Raw genomic sequence first — 15,112 nt, 5'->3', positions numbered from 1 at the left:
GCGATAACTTTAATTTCGAAAGCTCACCGGAGCAAGGGGGCCGACGAGCCGAGGATAGGCGTGATGTTTGGATATTTGGGGCGCGGAGCGTAAGAGACTATGGTAGGAACGAATGTCGGAGGAAGGCCTCGTAGCACCTATGAACAAAGGTGCGCCAACAGCCCATTTCGGATTAAATCTAAATCTGCTTGGGTAAACCCCAATACCATCCGCTGTTCATATTTCACATCTGGTGCCCCCGTTCAGCCCGATCTTTCAACCCGTACTGGTGCACTCTGACAATTCGTGCAATCCGACCTGTAAACCCAACGCTGATGGCATTAGCTTCACCCTGTGCCTTAAGAAAGCTGGCTGTGCGCAGCTTCTGGAACATCTGCACCTTTCTCTTCACCCGTCCCTGTTTGCCGCGCAGGTTGTGCTGTTTGCGTGGCGCGTACTTGCTGCTGTCCGGGTTGCGCTGGGCAATGATTCGTTGTTGATGGCTGCGGCGCAACGCCTGGCCGAGGTTGCGAGCCAGCTTGTTACGCGATGCTGGCTGAAGTTGCCCAAGCAAGCCGGCCGCCCAGTCCTCCAGCGCTTCCAGGCGGTTGGTCATTTCGGCAGCACCCATTCGCTACTGGTGCCTTGGGCGCCGGGTATCCAGTTCGGGTCGAGGAACGCGGCGGCCCGTTGCGGCTCGCCGGAATGGCGGATGGTGGTATTGCCCTGGTCGTCCTTGCCTACCACCACCCGTTCGGTCAGGGGCAGGGTCAAACTCAGATCGACTTTGCTGTTGTCGAGAATGTCGGCTTCGAACTGGATGCCGGCGGCGGACTTGTTCAGGTTTTCCCTAGGTCTGCTGGACGCTTTGATTTTAGAGGCTCTTGGGTTTAGTGGGTCCAGTCCATCAGCGCGTCCGTGAACTCACGGGATGGTCGCTGCATCGATAGAGGAATGGGGCAAAAATGGGGCAAACCGTACGCCAAACCATGCCATTCAATGCCCACTATGCATTTATGCAAGCAGGCAGGAGCGGGCGCTACAGACAGAAAGTACGGGCCTCTAGCGCCAAAACCGCCACATACCCCAGCACAATCGGCGTATGGTCAGTTGGTGAGGTTGTGACCGGTTGAATCCACAACCTATAGCGGACGCTAACGCTCACCCGCGGCCACGCCGGAGCGGCGAAACCGCGGAAGCGTGGACGTCAGGTGCAGCGTGTTGTTGGGCGCGCCTCCGCTACTTGCTCCATATAGCAGCCTGTTATTGCATTGGAGCACCCACAACTACAGAATCAGACCACCTCCAATCAGCGTATAGCTGCGGAAGTGAATTAAGATATGTTGCTCCCGTCCATGGATCAGAGACGATCACGCCCCCGGTGTTCGGATCAACTCCTTGAATAACTATGTAATGACCCACGGGTCCATTCGATGGACGCACGAAGGCAATTAGCTTCCAACCAGTAGAAAGCGTGTTGAGCAGCTCTTGTGGGGAACCAGGGCGACCAGCCTGCCAAGCGCGGAAACCATATGAATTGAGTAGTGCAACAAGTTCCCCTATGTATGCAGGGCGATCACGTGGCCAGCCATCCAGCCTGGCAGAGATCTGTTCCTGGGTTTGGTATCTGCCAACTTGCGCCATTACATTTTGGATTGATGCTGCCCAACACCAATTCATAGCTCGTTGTCGTTCGATCGCTAGCGCTTGGGATCCTGCAAATAAAGCAACAACTATGAATAGCGAACTAATGAGGCGTTTCATTTTGCTTGCTTCCATGCTAGGTGGGATGACGTACAACTATAGTAGACGACAAAAGTGGCGTATTACTTTCCGACGTTTGTGTCTGATAGCGTTCCTTGATCATGCGTAACTCCCTGTTTTGCTTGAGCGTCGCGCCAGAAACACGGCATAAGGCGACGAGGAAAGGCGACATGGCTTTTGACCATATTAGGGAGTTTAGCAGCGTATCCCTAGCATTGCCGTCGCCAGCCGGAGCCCCGCATTGCCTTCTCCAGATGAGAGATACAGTTGCGACATGCTTTGGAAAGCGTAACGTCTGATATGCCGATATCTTGAGCCAGTTTCAGTACAGGTGTTTCCCAAGCTTTGTCGAACAGTCCTTGGGAGTGAAGGTTACGATCTTAGACTTATCCGGCGTTTGGCGTTCCGATACCAGCGTAGATCCTCTCTCTCCAATCTCAAGATGTCCGGAGGGACGTAACGTCCAGCTATTCACCCGGCTTCTTCGTAGGGGGGATCACTCTGATGCCATTAACACCGCGTCAAGTTGATGAATTCTTCATTTGTTCTGATCGTGTCCAGTGCACCGCGCACATTGCCTCCCACCTCATTCGATCCGTGCTGCTCGACCCAGAGTGTCAGTTCCATAATGGCAGCCTCAAGGGCTGCTGGTTTTCGTTGATCTTGAATAGCAGGGAAGAGAGCAGATCTGAGTTTGGCATCGCGATTCCTCCATGGAAAAAGGACAGCGTAGCAGTAGGAAAGTTTGGTGGGATCTTGTCGCTTGGCTATGGATGGTTGCGCAGAGTCAGAGCGCGCTAAGCTGGCGCTCAAGCTGTTCTCGTTCCCAGCCACTTAATAGCTCGACTGGATCCGTGCCATAGCGGTGCCAGGTTTCAAGAGTCCCGACTCGACCGTCAGATGACCTGCAATCCTCGCAGTAACCTAGGGTGCCGCAGTCATTAAATAGCGTGAGCAGCCAGTCATCAATCTCAACAGGCATAAGGCCATGATAGATCTCACTCCATGACTGTCTGCTGGATTTTGTCATGGTGCGTGTGCCTAACGCGACGTCCTTCAGCACCTGGTAGACCTCGCGGGCGTTGAGAGCAGGTTTTGTGTTCAAATTTTTCATCGTCTAGATTGTCGATGCTCTGTAAGCGTCCGTCCAATGCACCTTGCGCAACGAAACTGACTTGCACCGGGCTAGAATCCTAACCGCAGCCGCGTCGGGGATACTAGAAGCGATGCGTTAGGTGCAAATGGATGTGCGCGTAGTGGAGCCGAAGTCGGAGCGCCGATGGAAGGCCCCCGATATCACCCGCGACTTTGCCTGTTGCTCTACAGGCCCCAGGGGGACTGAATATTCCATGCCCGTCGTGATCGCTGTAATCGCCAAGCGGTTCTTGCGGGGCGGAGAACGTGGGGACGAAATTAAGTCCAAGCTTTATGCGGCAGTGCCACCTGATTTATCGGTAAGCTACGTTTTTAGCTCGCTGTAAATCCACTCCGAACCACACCTTGATGACCAATATGCTTGACTGGGACAGCCTCCGTTTTTTCTTTGCCTTTGTTCATGAGGGTTCCTTAGCCGCTGCGGCTCGCTCGCTGGGGGTGGAGCACGCGACTGTGGCTCGCCGAATAGCTGCCCTCGAAGCCTCTTTGAACATGAAGCTGGTGGATCGTAGGGGCCGTGTTTACCAACTGACCGAGGATGGTGTGAGGGTAGGTGAGTACGCAGCGCAGATGGAGTCTGCGTCATTTGCACTCAGGCGATTCGCTGACGGGGAAGAAAGTCGCATTGAGGGTGAGGTGATCTTGTCCGCACCTCCTGCGTACCTCGGGACTTTGGTAGCTCGGCGGCTCGGGGTATTGCGGGAGCGTTATCCCCGGTTGCAGCTCAGGCTCGTTGGAGCCAAGTCCACTGCATCGTTGGCAAGAAAAGAAACCGATATTGCCATTACCTTCAGCAGGCCGGAAGAACAGAGTGTCGTCGCCAAAAGCCTCGGCTCCTTGCGTTTTTACCCTCATGCTAGCAAGGACTACATCGATCAACGTGAACCTGAACAGTTCGAGTTCATCGGCTACGACCGTAGCATGGACGATTCGATACAGCAGCAATGGCTCATGGATCGGCTGGGTGGGCGGCCGCTCTCCGTCACCAGCAACGACCTGCGCATTCAGGCATTAGCTGCCGTAGGCAATGCTGGCATAGTTTTCTTGCCAGATTTTTTAGGCAAGGAATATGGGCTGGCGAGAGTAGACGTTGATATGGATCACACACCGCTGGAACTGCCCATCTGGCTCGCGTTTCATGAAGATCTCCGCAGCTCTCTAAAAATCCGAGCAGTCTTGGATTTCCTCATGGAGGGCTTAGTGCAGGCGCGGGAGCTGTGAATTTTTTCACATCCCATTTGTGGTTTTAGTGAATAGGCCGTCACCAAGCATATCTCTACCCTAGGCAGAATTTGAATATCTGGCTAGAGATAGAGGCTCTTCACCGATGAGCATTACCCATCCCCAACAAAGCTCAATGGCTGTGTACCGTACAGCGTGGATCGTGACCGCGATCTTTATACTGTCGAATGCGGCTACACCGCTCTACAGCTCTTGGCAGCAATCCCTCGGCTTCGCGTCCGGAGTGCTGACCGTGATTTTTGCCTGCTACATCATCGGCCTCCTTCTAACTCTCACCGTCGCTGGTCAGCTGTCCGACCACTACGGGCGCAAAGCCTTGCTTCTACCCTGTGTGGGGCTGGCTATCATTGCAGCGATTCTGTTCGACCAAGCGCATAGCATCGGCGTCCTGATGCTCGCACGCTTCCTCACCGGCGTTTCGGTGGGCCTCGTTGTATCTGGGGGTATGGCGAATGTCGTCGAGCATGCTCAGCCTCATCGCAAGCATTTTGCTTCGCTAATGGCATCTGTCGCGATGGTGGCCGGAGCGGGCACCGGGCCGCTATTGGCAGGGGTCGTTGCGCAATATCTCCCGAACCCGATCCACACAGTCTTCCGAGTGGAAATCGCGATTTTGTGCGCGGCGCTCCTAGCGCTACTCAATCAAAAGAACCAGAAGCTTGGGGTCGGTACGTTTAAACTGCGCTTGCCCTCCGTCGCTAAGGAAAACCTCCGCATCGTGCTATTGGGGATAGCGTTCTTCGGCCCTGGAATAACTTCGACATCATTCATCCTGTCGCTCGGTCCCAAGCTGATATCGACTTTTCTAGGCGTGAATAGTCCCCTTGTCACGGGTTGTATGGCCTTTTCAATGTTCCTCGTCGCCGCGGGCGTGCAGTTTGCGGCGAAGCGATACAGCAGCCGTACCGTGTTTTCGCTTAGCGGGATCGGTACTGTCTTCTCAATGATTTTCGTGTGGATCGCGCTGGAAACCGGTTCCGCTCCATGGCTGATCGTTTCCGCTCTGTCGGCAGGCGCCGGTCAAGGCTTGGGCCAGTTAGGTGGACTGACCCTTATTGCTGACCGCGTGCCTGCGCAGCGCAGAGCCGAAGCCAACGCAGTGTTCAACATGGGGGGGTATGTGCCCGCTGGGGCGATCCCGGTGTTAACAGGTTACTTGATCGACTTTTTGGGGCTGAGCATTGGAATAAGCTCACTTGCGCTCATTATCGCGAGTCTTGCTTCTTTGGCGCTCATGCAGCTTTTGAGGCACGTCCCTAAGCAAAGTCAAGCTCGTACACGCGGCGAGGCTTAACGAGCCCACTTATGTGGCAGCAGATCGATAATCTGACTGGCGCGCTGGGCTGGCAAGCGCGGGAGGACGTCTTTCAGATATGCAACTGATGCTTTGGGGGGGATTCTTCTTATATTCGCAACAAAAGACCTGTCGTTAGCAGGTCGATCTTTCGAAGGTTTTCCGATGTTGGTTGGCTCAGATGGCTGGCCTGTTGAGTCCGTGCAATCCTTCCTCAGGCATATTCTCGTGGAGTCCGGTGAGGCACGAAGAGAGCTGACATGGGAAGCCTACGGACGTCGTCTGTACGACTACTTCGCCTTCTTGGAAGCCAATGGCCTGGGATGAAGAGAGCCCTGCTCACGGTCTGAGCGTCCTATCTCGTTACCGGGACTGACCAATGGGCTAGCCACGCGCCAGGGAATGCTAGTGCTTCGGAGCGCGGGCATACCAACCGTAGATTGCGATGCCGGCATAACAGGTCGCTGGCACGCTCAATGCCATCGCGAGCGTCGAGAGGTCGGCCGCATACCCTGTCAATGGCGGAATAAATGCCCCGCCAACAATGGCGCAACAGAACAGGCCCGAACCTTCCGCCGCGCGATGACCGAGCCCTGCGGTCGCAAGGGTAAAGATCGTCGGAAACATGATGGAGTTGAACAGCCCGACGGCCAGCAGCGACCATCCGGCAACAACGCCTTGTGTGGTGGCAGAGATCGTCAACAGCACAATGACTGCCGTGGCGGCAAAGGCCAGCAGTTTCCCGGGCGCGAAAGTGCGCATCAGCGCCGAGCCGATAAAGCGGCCAACCAGGGCGCCACCCCAATAGAAGGCAACATGCTTGCCTGCGGCTTCGGCGGGAAGGGCCAGGGTTGTCGGCAGCATGAGGTAGTCGGTGATGAGGCTGCCAATCGTGACTTCGGCGCCGACATAGAGAAATATGCAAACGGTGCCGAGTGCAAAGCGCGGCTGCTTTAGAAGGTCGAGCGCAGCGAGTGGATTGAGACGTTCAGGTCTTGTTGACGGTTGCAGCTCATTTCTTTTCAGCCAGACGATCAAGGCGACGATGCAGATGAAGAGCGTAATGCTTGCATAGGTGTTGCTGATCACGCTGGCTTCCTGCGACAGGAAGGACGTCAGTTCTGCTGGCGACAATGCGGAGGTATCTACCGCATTGAGGGAGCCCAGGATCAGTATGGCACCCAGGTAGGGCGCGACCGTGGTTCCCAGCGAATTGAACGCATGGCCGAGGGTGAGGCGGCTAGAGGCCGTTGCGACGGTTCCGAGCAGTGAAAGCAGCGGGTTCGCAACGACCTGAACGGTTGTCACGCCAATCGCAAGCACAAAGAGGGCGCCGAGGAAGGCTGGAAACAATGCGGACTGGGTGGCAGGAATGAAGAGCAGGCATCCACCAGCCATCAGCAGCAACCCGAGGACGGCCGCTCTCATGTAGCCGATTCGCGAAATGAGCAGGCCTGCGGGTATGGCGAAAATGAAATAGGCAAAAAAGAATGACGACTGCACAAGCATGGCCTCGGTATAGCTGAGGCTGAAGAGGTGCTTGAGTTTTGGCACCAGGACATCGTTAAGGCTGGTGATGCTGCCGAGGATGAAAAACAGCGCGAACACGTAGGTGCTCATCCGTTGGGTGTGGGGTGTTGCCAAACTGTTGGTGACAGTCGCGCTAGCACTAGCGTTCGTCATCACGGGCTTCCTCCTTCTTGTGATTGTTACTTTCAAGGAAAACTCTATCGAGTCTCAGGCACCTTGATAGTGAGACAGCGCTAACTTTGTGCGGTGAAGTACTCGCCAAAGGAGGGTGCGCTGCCATTTGATTTTTTGTCTGTAGCCGCTACCGCTCACCCAAAGTCCGGGGCCAGTCGTTAGAGGGCGCTACCTTAGTGCCTGACTTTTCGTTTGGCAAGCCGCTGGATCTCTTGGGGGTTATGCCGAGACAAGGGGTAATTTCGCTCATTTGGGCTGCAGCGACGCCGCCGCTCCTGGCCCAAAAGCTCCCCACTCTTATCGTTGCTGTTAGTCATAAACATAACCGTTTGCCTATCCCTTATCGTAAGGGGGAAACGGTGTCCTGACTTTCATGGGGCTCGTTCACGGGGCTGAGTAGATGACTTAGCCGGACGGATACCGATCGTCATTTTGGCGGTGGTTTGTCAAAGAGATAGATGACGAGTGTAAGCAACACTACACCCACTGGCATGGCAAGAGCCTTCGAAAATCTCAGGTGCGGAGTCCCATGACATGAATATATGACTTGGTCTCTTTCCTGTGAATCCAGTCACCAGCGGTAGAGGCCAGCCTCCTAGCATGTGTTTTTCAAGCGTGTGGAGATACGGATGTTTGTATGTATTTCCAGCTCCTAAAGAGCAAACCGTGTACCCACGCTGCTTTGCTTTTGGGATAGAGACGGAATGCAGCTTACCGCCGTGGTGTGTGATGCATATGGCACTAAATGCATCACCTCGGGCCACCGACGGTATGTGGCGGTAGCCCGCATCACCAGGGAGCAGATAGTTTTTTCGCCCGCGAGGGCCTGGATAAACGGTAACGGCTAGCCCAGAGTCGTTAGTGGTCTTTCCAGTACAACGTTCAATACCCACGCCTCCCACGCGAAGAGCTGAGGGAAAGTGCCCGTCCCAAATCAGGAGATTACTGCGAGCAAGTAAATCTGCAGCAAAAGCTTGCTGGATTGGTTTCTTCGGTACGGGAGGCGCAATCCACCTGGTATCGAGCGCAATGGGGTATCTGTAGGCTGACGACCAGTGATCCCAGTCCCAGTGCGAAAGGATTACCGCCGGACGCTTAGTGAAGCAAAAGCCATTATGGTTTTTGGGAAATGTTTTCGCATTTCCAAGCACACCACCACCGAAGTCTACATACAAAGAGGGAATTCTATGGTTATTTTCTAATAAGCCTTGGCAAGCACCATGTCCTACGTCATAGATAGCGACTCCACCTGACGTTTCGACTTGTTCAAGCAAACCAGAAATGGCTTTAAGTCCAAGTTTCGAATCGTGCGAAATCAGAACCTCCTTAGGCCATCCCTTACTGCTCATGGGGCCGCTATCTGGCCAGCCCGGTTGTAATGCTTCCCGGTATTGTATAGCTACCGAAATCCCCTCGGAAAAAAGGCTCGTATATAGTGTTGAGGTGATGTCGCCTGCTTTCGGGGGAGCATACCCAAATTCAAACCACGCAATATCACCGGGTTGCAGCTGCTCTGGGAAGGCCGGAAGCGGATAGTCGTGTAATTCGAGTACAGACAATGGAGCGATTCGGTAAACCTCTTTCCAACTCATACCCGGATTGAGATTTTGTAGCCATGACGCATCAACGCACTCAAAATAAATAGGCTCTAAATTCTTTTCTGGGCGTGATTCTTCATCTGCCTCAGGGACCTCAATAGCGGCGTACAGTCGTCCTTTACTTGGAGCTTCAGGTGCTGCCCCATTGGAGAAGAACGCGTTTCCACCTACATCGTCTCTGTTTCTGTCCATAGCCATTTTATAATTCACCTTATTGAGTCTGGGCGTAGGTCCGTGCTGCTCGAAAATGCATGCCTCGCGCGGTGGCTAAAGTAATCCGTACGTTTGTTCAATCTTCTCTGTAAGTGCGTATCCATGACCAGCAAGAAGTTCGAATTCTGACGCTTTTAGGCGGCGCAGCGTTGTAGGGAAACGACAAGAGAACTCCGCTGCAGCATTAAGAGCTGGGTTGATCAAAGGACTCGCAATGCCTAGGTAGGCCCCTCGACCAGGGCCATTTTTGAGATAGTCTACGAATGTTCGTACTCGCAACGCTCGGGACTGTTCAGACATGATGTCTGCGATCCGCATAAGCCTCCAAGGACTAAGCAATCCTGCTGAAAACCCCATGCTCAAAGGCGCGCCCGCGTCAGATACAAGTATCGCTTGTTGGCCATGCTTAGGTATTCCTCTCCCAGCATCAAAAAGCGGTTCAAGGCCTAAATTGTCGTAGACACCACCATCGTACAAGCGCAACTTTCGAAACACTGGTGTGGTGACCCTGTTCGCCGACAATGGAGCATTCCAAGGACGCGTCAGCCAAGTAAAATTGCGTGTTTTTAATGAGTAAGGGCCGATGCCCCCTGGAAACGCTGCAGATACAGCAAGTGCACCCGATAGCGGGAAATTCTCAGGATCTGCGTACCCAATCGAAAAATCCCCGATACTGTCGTATTTAAAACGAAAGCGCTTTCCATTCTCTGCAGTCGTACCATTTATAGACCACTCGGGTGAAGGAGGAATGTCTGAAAGTTTGGCGTTGACCCCCCACTCATTCTGTAAACCTAACGAAAGCAGGTTTGCACGAGAAAGAAGGAAACGAAAATTTAGAGGGCTACGTAGTTGCCGTAGAGCACTGAAAAGCAGACTGCGTGAGCACATTTTCGCTCGAATACTTGGATAAACACTGCTCAAAAACACAGCGGAAGAAGGCCATTTCCAGCCGGCCTCCTGCATAATTAAGCCAACAAGCAAGCTACCACCTGATACGGTAGAAATGTGCGTAATGTCTTCTAGCATCTGTTTCTTTGCAAGGAAGTCCAAAACACCAAGATGGAACACCATTGCTCTGACCCCACCACCAGACAATGCTAAGGAAAAACGTTTCGTAGTCGGCTCGATGAAAGGTGACTCGGCCATCCTTTTTCCCCATCAACTCGAAGAGTTCCTAGAGCCATGCCGCTGTAAGGAGGGCTCCTCAGATTGCACGTAACCACCAGTAAGACTGGTTGTCATTGCATTATGATAGCCCGGAGTTCAAGCAACGCATCGCCGACGGTACTGGTGTTGTGGATTAGGTAGAAAATATCACCAAAGACGTCGGTCCCTTGGTAGAGCCCGTACTCCAGGCCGAACAAAGCATTGCTCAAGTTACGCTGTCGCCGTGTAGCGGACTGTCTTAGTCTCTGTGCGTGGATAAAGCGCTCGCGCACCTGCAAATGCGGAGCCTTGGAGGTCAGTTTGACTGACGGGATGAGGAGCGACCTCGCTAGAACGTCGCTCCTCTGAATTCAAAAACGCTTACGTCGTCTTCAATGACTCCCGACGCGCAAGGCTTTCTCTAAAATTGCCAAGCAACCAGCGAGCATCAGCGCGCGGTGGTGAAATCCGTCCCGGCGTTACACAGGCCAGCGAAGCCCGACTCCTGTCCTGCAACACGCGCCCATTTAGGTGCTTGCGTTAACCCGCAATCTTTATTGCAAGCTCAGCGACGTGCTTACCCTGGAAGCGCGCAATATCCAGTTCATTTTGTGACGGTTGCCGTTTACCGTCAGCGCCCGCCAGGGTGGTCGCGCCATAGGGCGTACCGCCGGTGATCTCGCTCATGTTGGTCAGCCCTGCGCAGCTGTAAGGCACCCCCACGATGACCATCCCCTGGTGCAGGAGTGTGCTGTGGAACGACGTAATCGTGGTTTCCTGGCCACCGTGCTGGGTGCCGGTCGACGCAAAGACACTGCCGATTTTCCCGACCAGCGCGCCGCTCATCCACAGTCCTCCGGTCTGGTCGAGAAACGTGCGCATCTGTCCCGCCATATTGCCGAAGCGCGTCGGTGTACCAAAGATGATGGCATCGTAATTGCCCAGCTCGTCAGGTGTCGCCACCGGTGCCTTCTGGTCAAGTTTGACGCCGATGGCTGCTGCCTGTTCGGCCGGGATGGTTTCAGCGACACGTTTGAGCGTCACGTCTGTGCCGGGTACGGATCGTGCGCCTTCGGCCACTGCGCCAGCCATAGTTTCGAGGTGGCCGTACATTGAGTAATAGAGAACCAGTACCTTCGCCATGATTTTCTCCTGGATTAAGCGCCATTCGATGGATTAGGAAGATCTTGGGTTACACCACTGCCAACGAACAGCAGCGGCGGGCGTAGCACTCGGTCACGAACAAAACGGCGGCTCACACCCACCCGACTGCAGGGACTTTGACGGCATGCGGATTAACACTAGCAGCTCCATATATTGCCTGCTGGCAGACAGAGACGCTTTTGTTGCCCCTGCGCGTCGCGATAGTGGGGAAGGGCGCGCAACAAATCCGGCATCGCGCTCAAGTATGGGAAAGTTCTGAATGGCTTTGTCGGATGTACATTCAATGCTCATGGGCATGCGAATGGATGGTCAGGGCCCCCGGTACCTTGGTGCGCTCGAGCCCCCCCATGCTCCAGCCACCGGAGGGTCTGCTCATAGGCACGCTGCAGCAAAGACTCGGTCTGTGCCACGCCGCCGTCAACCAGGAACTGATCGGCGATCTGTACGCAGGGGAACACCAGCGGGATGACTGCGCTGGCCAGTAACGCCTGCTCAAGTTCGCCTCCGTGGCGAACACTGAGATTTGCTTGAGATTGCAACGCAAATCACCCCTGAATTCATAGAGCAATCTATGGTCATCTCCATTTTTTCAAGACTGATTAACGGGCGACGTGATTGACTTGCTCAAATCTATTCGGCGTCTATTTGGGGCATGCCCAAGCGCCACAATGAGAGTCGCGCCAGGTAATCCTTAAAAGTGCATCGGCTTCGAAAGCCGATATTCTATACAGGCTCTTTACCAGGCCGGTTGGCCGTTTACGTCATCCATTATTCAGCTATCGCAAAACCTGGAGGGGGGTTCGTGGTACGGCAACAACAGCAGGGTCAGGCAGCGGCGCGTGAGTGTCGGAGCACTACAGCGCGTTGTGTTCCGGGAGCGAGTGAATGGTGCCCAAGAGGTCGATAACGTCGGCATTTTAATGAACCGCCAGTCCATACCGGCTTCACGTTGCCAGAGAGTGCAGGCGGAGCTTTTGTAAAAGTTCCGCTCTGACATATTATTTAACATAATATACATTACACGTAACAACATATTTCATGGTTAGCCTGGTTACACGCAGTTTTGATGTGAGCTTCAGCTTTCACTTGGACTTTTTAACGAAGTGCTGAACAGCGTTGAAACCAATGGCTTTGAGATGATTGTCTAGCATGAGCAAACAACGTAACTGTTCCATGCCCCCTCATTCGACGCGCCGATCTGATCCCGAATGCTGTACACCCGATTCCCTCGGGAGCCAGCATCGTCCGGATAAATCCTTATGGTGGTGTCGTTCGCGCGTCGCAAGCGCTAAACACTTAGCTGCTTAATCCAGCCAAGGCTCGCAACGGTAGAACCGGAAGGACGGTATTCACAACCGATCCATCCTGGGTAGCCACGCTGCTCCAGCGCCGCGAACAAGGCAGTAAAGTCGATGCTCCCCGTTCCCGGTTCGTGACGACCCGGGCAGTCGGCAATTTGCACATGGACGGTTCTGTCATAAAACCGAGCCAGAACATCTGCTGCGTCTCCGGTCAAAAGCTGGGCATGGTAAAGATCGAGAATCAGCCCAACACTCGGGAAGGTCTCCAGCACCTGTTGCGCCTTGCTGAAGTCAGACATGTAATAGTCCGGCATCGCCTGCGAACTGATTACTTCGATAAGCGGTCGTAAACCCTGATCTTCGAAGTACTTGACTGCATACTCCAGGTTGCCCCCGAAGATAAGCGCTGCCTCGTCCTGCGTCGTGACGCCAGACATGATGTGGACATCCGAACACGCCAGCGCCTTTGCATAGCTGGCGGCCTGGAGTAACCCGTTGCGAAACTCTTCTTCCTTGCCCTGCAAGGCAGCGATACCCTTGGTAACGCCAGCCGGTGCGGCGAACTGAATCAAAGGCAGACTGTATTGAGCCAGATGGTCGGCCAGGAGGCTCGCGTCGAACTCATAGGGGGACGGGAACTCCACCGCCCGAAAACCAGCGGCGGCGGCGGCTTCGATGCGTTGCAGAAAAGGCAATTCATTGAACTGGAAACCGAGATGAGCATTGAACTTGAGCATTGGGTAAACATCCATCCTGGGAAGAAACGAAATCATCAGCCTGGAGCGTCCTTCGCAGCTCCAGCACTGCACTGCCGGGAGTGGTCAATACAGGCAGACCAGAGCGAGCCTGTGCTTGCGCTGCAGCGCTCGTCATCGAAAACTGGGCGAAACAGATCAGATCGCAGGCTCCGACCTGAGCGGCCATTTGCGCGATGGCGGCATCGTGACCTTCTTTGTTCCCTTCACTCAGCGCCTGCATGGCTCCAGGGACAAAATAGGGCACCACCTCCACTGCCCGACCGCTACGCTCAGCCGCTTGCTTGAACTCGGCCATTATCGAGGTGATGGTAGGCTCGAACGTCGCCAGCACGGCAACACGCGACGCTTGCATTAGAGCCTGGTTGATCATGGCTTCGTTCGGCTTGAGTACTGGAATGGCAATATCAGGCTTGCACAGGTCGATGGCATCACCGAAAGCCGAGCAGGTAAAAAGAATGGCGTCCGCTGCGCTTTGTACTGCATAGCGGGAAAGCGTCAGAAAACGCGCCTTCATACTCGTGGTCAATCCGCCCTCCTTCACCAGGTCTCGGGACAACGAGTCTTCGAGCAGATTGACGATCTGTGCCTGCGGCCATTGCCGGGCAAAGGCCGCCGTGATGGGATCGATCGCCAATGCGGTCGCGTGGATCAGAAAAATACGTGGAGCCTTCATGCTCATGTGCCTCGACAAGGTTGTTCGTTGTTCGACATGTCCGCCAACGCTCTTTGTACGGATACCCTCATCCGCTTCGTATGGTATTTTCCAGCACCAGTCCGATGGCCACATCTAACCCGAAGGGAGCGGACTGAAGCTAACCATTTGAGATAGAGCTCGTGATCAAGAAAGACCTTGCCTTGCAATTGGCCCCGCGCGTCATCGAAATGGTTCGCGCCCGTTCGATGAAAGCCGGTGAGCCGTTGCGCGAACAGACCTTCGCGCAAGCGCTTGGTGTTTCGCGCTCGCCTATTCGCCGAGTGTTTGCCTTGCTCGCCGAGTGGGACCTGGCTATTCAGGAGCCCAATCGTGGCTACTTTCTGAAACAGGGCGCAGGGCAGATTCAGGAAACAGCATTCCCTCTTGTCAGTGATCCTTTCGAAGACTTTTACCTTCGCGTAGTCGACGACATTCTTGGCGGAGAAATACCTGACCACTTTTTCGAAGCGCAGCTGTTGCGCCGTTACGAAGTGCCTCGCGGACAATTGCTCAAGGTATTGAACCGGCTGGCCAGCGAAGCCATGGTGGAGCGCAAGCCGGGGCAAGGATGGGGTCTCAAAGACTTCGTGCATAACGCCCAGACATACATCCAAAGCTACCGCTTCCGTATGGCCATCGAGCCAGCCGCCTTGCTTGAGCCTGGTTATCAGATCAATCACGCCGCGTTTGCCAAGGCCCGGCAGCAACAGCAGGCCATGCTCGACGGGGATATCCATACCTTGTCCCGTGCCCAACTCTTCCAAGTGGGCGCACAATTTCACGAACTGATCGTGCAGTGCTCCGGAAATGTCTTTTTCATCGATGCCATCCGCCAGCAAAATCAACTCCGGCGTTTCATGGGCTACAAAGCCAACGTCGATCGCACTCGTCTTATGGCGCAATGCCAGGAACACATCCATTTGCTCGACCTCATCGAGTCTGATCGGCGTGAAGAAGCCGCGCAATTTCTCTGGAGGCATCTGGACGAAGTGGGCCGACTCAAGACTCATCAAGGCGTCATGCCAGAAGATGATGGGATATAGAGCGCACCACTAACACCCTATTACTGATCGAAGCTTCGTCAGAGTGCTCTCCAATAA

11 protein-coding genes and 5 pseudogenes are annotated in these 15,112 nt (G+C 54.4%); 4 read left to right on the top strand and 12 right to left on the bottom strand.

From position 1 onward, the window contains the following. Positions 1–137: 137 nt before the first annotated feature. The 5 genes and pseudogenes from QMK51_RS14280 to QMK51_RS14265 all read right to left on the bottom strand — a co-directional run bounded on the left by QMK51_RS14280 (position 138) and on the right by QMK51_RS14265 (position 2,848). Positions 138–595 (bottom strand): annotated as a pseudogene (locus QMK51_RS14280) (phage virion morphogenesis protein). Further along, positions 592–828, bottom strand: a pseudogene (locus tag QMK51_RS14275) (phage tail protein); the annotation flags it as partial. The pseudogenes QMK51_RS14275 and QMK51_RS14280, both read right to left, overlap by 4 nt. Before the next feature lie 414 nt (positions 829–1,242). Beyond that, complete coding sequence (locus tag QMK51_RS29000) at positions 1,243–1,743, bottom strand: papain-like cysteine protease family protein (protein ID WP_413817480.1); 501 nt, start codon at positions 1,741–1,743, stop codon at positions 1,243–1,245. 510 nt (positions 1,744–2,253) lie between these two features. Continuing rightward, positions 2,254–2,444 (bottom strand): annotated as a pseudogene (locus QMK51_RS14270) (hypothetical protein). A gap of 86 nt (positions 2,445–2,530) precedes the next feature. Then, positions 2,531–2,848: a hypothetical protein gene (locus tag QMK51_RS14265; protein ID WP_320394519.1), complete on the bottom strand. Its 318-nt coding sequence runs from the start codon at positions 2,846–2,848 to the stop codon at positions 2,531–2,533. A 398-nt stretch (positions 2,849–3,246) separates the two neighbouring features. Between QMK51_RS14265 and QMK51_RS14260 the strand changes: the two genes are divergently transcribed. From QMK51_RS14260 to QMK51_RS14250, 3 genes and pseudogenes are all read left to right on the top strand, one after another. Then, positions 3,247–4,119 (top strand): LysR family transcriptional regulator, encoded by an 873-nt coding sequence (locus tag QMK51_RS14260; RefSeq protein ID WP_320390610.1) that lies wholly within the window; start codon positions 3,247–3,249, stop codon positions 4,117–4,119. Positions 4,120–4,225: 106 nt separating this feature from the next. Next, complete coding sequence (locus QMK51_RS14255) at positions 4,226–5,434, top strand: MFS transporter (RefSeq protein ID WP_320390609.1); 1,209 nt, start codon at positions 4,226–4,228, stop codon at positions 5,432–5,434. 102 nt (positions 5,435–5,536) lie between these two features. Further along, positions 5,537–5,807 (top strand): annotated as a pseudogene (locus QMK51_RS14250) (site-specific integrase); the annotation flags it as partial. Between the two features lie 32 nt (positions 5,808–5,839). On the opposite strand, the gene QMK51_RS14245 reads toward QMK51_RS14250, so the two are convergent. From QMK51_RS14245 to QMK51_RS14210, 7 genes and pseudogenes are all read right to left on the bottom strand, one after another. Next, a complete protein-coding gene (locus QMK51_RS14245) occupies positions 5,840–7,117 on the bottom strand; it encodes a sugar MFS transporter (protein WP_320394518.1) in 1,278 nt (425 codons plus the stop codon). Between the two features lie 467 nt (positions 7,118–7,584). Next, the gene (locus QMK51_RS14240) at positions 7,585–8,934 is read right to left on the bottom strand and encodes a hypothetical protein (protein ID WP_320390608.1); all 1,350 of its coding nucleotides are present in this window, start codon (positions 8,932–8,934) and stop codon (positions 7,585–7,587) included. A gap of 69 nt (positions 8,935–9,003) precedes the next feature. Then, complete coding sequence (locus QMK51_RS14235; RefSeq protein WP_320390607.1) at positions 9,004–10,095, bottom strand: patatin-like phospholipase family protein; 1,092 nt, start codon at positions 10,093–10,095, stop codon at positions 9,004–9,006. A 540-nt stretch (positions 10,096–10,635) separates the two neighbouring features. After that, positions 10,636–11,238 (bottom strand): NAD(P)H:quinone oxidoreductase, encoded by a 603-nt coding sequence (wrbA, locus tag QMK51_RS14225; protein ID WP_223616323.1) that lies wholly within the window; start codon positions 11,236–11,238, stop codon positions 10,636–10,638. Positions 11,239–11,539: 301 nt separating this feature from the next. Next, positions 11,540–11,777, bottom strand: a pseudogene (locus tag QMK51_RS14220) (patatin-like phospholipase family protein); the annotation flags it as partial. Positions 11,778–12,547: 770 nt separating this feature from the next. Continuing rightward, positions 12,548–13,297: a hydroxypyruvate isomerase family protein gene (locus QMK51_RS14215; protein ID WP_320390606.1), complete on the bottom strand. Its 750-nt coding sequence runs from the start codon at positions 13,295–13,297 to the stop codon at positions 12,548–12,550. Continuing rightward, complete coding sequence (locus tag QMK51_RS14210; protein ID WP_320390605.1) at positions 13,257–13,991, bottom strand: aspartate/glutamate racemase family protein; 735 nt, start codon at positions 13,989–13,991, stop codon at positions 13,257–13,259. Before QMK51_RS14210 ends, QMK51_RS14215 begins: the two co-directional genes overlap by 41 nt. 161 nt (positions 13,992–14,152) lie before the next feature. Here QMK51_RS14210 and QMK51_RS14205 point away from each other — a divergent pair, with 161 nt between their 5' ends. Next, a complete protein-coding gene (locus tag QMK51_RS14205) occupies positions 14,153–15,055 on the top strand; it encodes a GntR family transcriptional regulator (protein ID WP_320390604.1) in 903 nt (300 codons plus the stop codon). The last annotated feature ends 57 nt before the right edge of the window (positions 15,056–15,112 follow it).

The organism is Pseudomonas sp. P9_31 (genome assembly GCF_034008235.1).
Lineage (GTDB): Bacteria > Pseudomonadota > Gammaproteobacteria > Pseudomonadales > Pseudomonadaceae > Aquipseudomonas.
Note: the sequence above shows the minus strand (reverse complement) of the source record. Positions and strands in the feature narration are given on the sequence as shown.

Bases quoted from the DNA above. Each gene is read 5' to 3' on its own strand.
- QMK51_RS14245 (WP_320394518.1), bottom strand. From the start codon at position 7,117: ATGACGAACGCTAGTGCTAGCGCGACTGTCACCAACAGTTTGGCAACA.
- QMK51_RS29000 (WP_413817480.1), bottom strand. From the start codon at position 1,743: ATGAAACGCCTCATTAGTTCGCTATTCATAGTTGTTGCTTTATTTGCA.
- wrbA (WP_223616323.1), bottom strand. From the start codon at position 11,238: ATGGCGAAGGTACTGGTTCTCTATTACTCAATGTACGGCCACCTCGAA.
- QMK51_RS14235 (WP_320390607.1), bottom strand. From the start codon at position 10,095: ATGGCCGAGTCACCTTTCATCGAGCCGACTACGAAACGTTTTTCCTTA.
- QMK51_RS14240 (WP_320390608.1), bottom strand. From the start codon at position 8,934: ATGGCTATGGACAGAAACAGAGACGATGTAGGTGGAAACGCGTTCTTC.
- QMK51_RS14255 (WP_320390609.1), top strand. From the start codon at position 4,226: ATGAGCATTACCCATCCCCAACAAAGCTCAATGGCTGTGTACCGTACA.
- QMK51_RS14260 (WP_320390610.1), top strand. From the start codon at position 3,247: ATGACCAATATGCTTGACTGGGACAGCCTCCGTTTTTTCTTTGCCTTT.
- QMK51_RS14215 (WP_320390606.1), bottom strand. From the start codon at position 13,297: ATGCTCAAGTTCAATGCTCATCTCGGTTTCCAGTTCAATGAATTGCCT.
- QMK51_RS14210 (WP_320390605.1), bottom strand. From the start codon at position 13,991: ATGAAGGCTCCACGTATTTTTCTGATCCACGCGACCGCATTGGCGATC.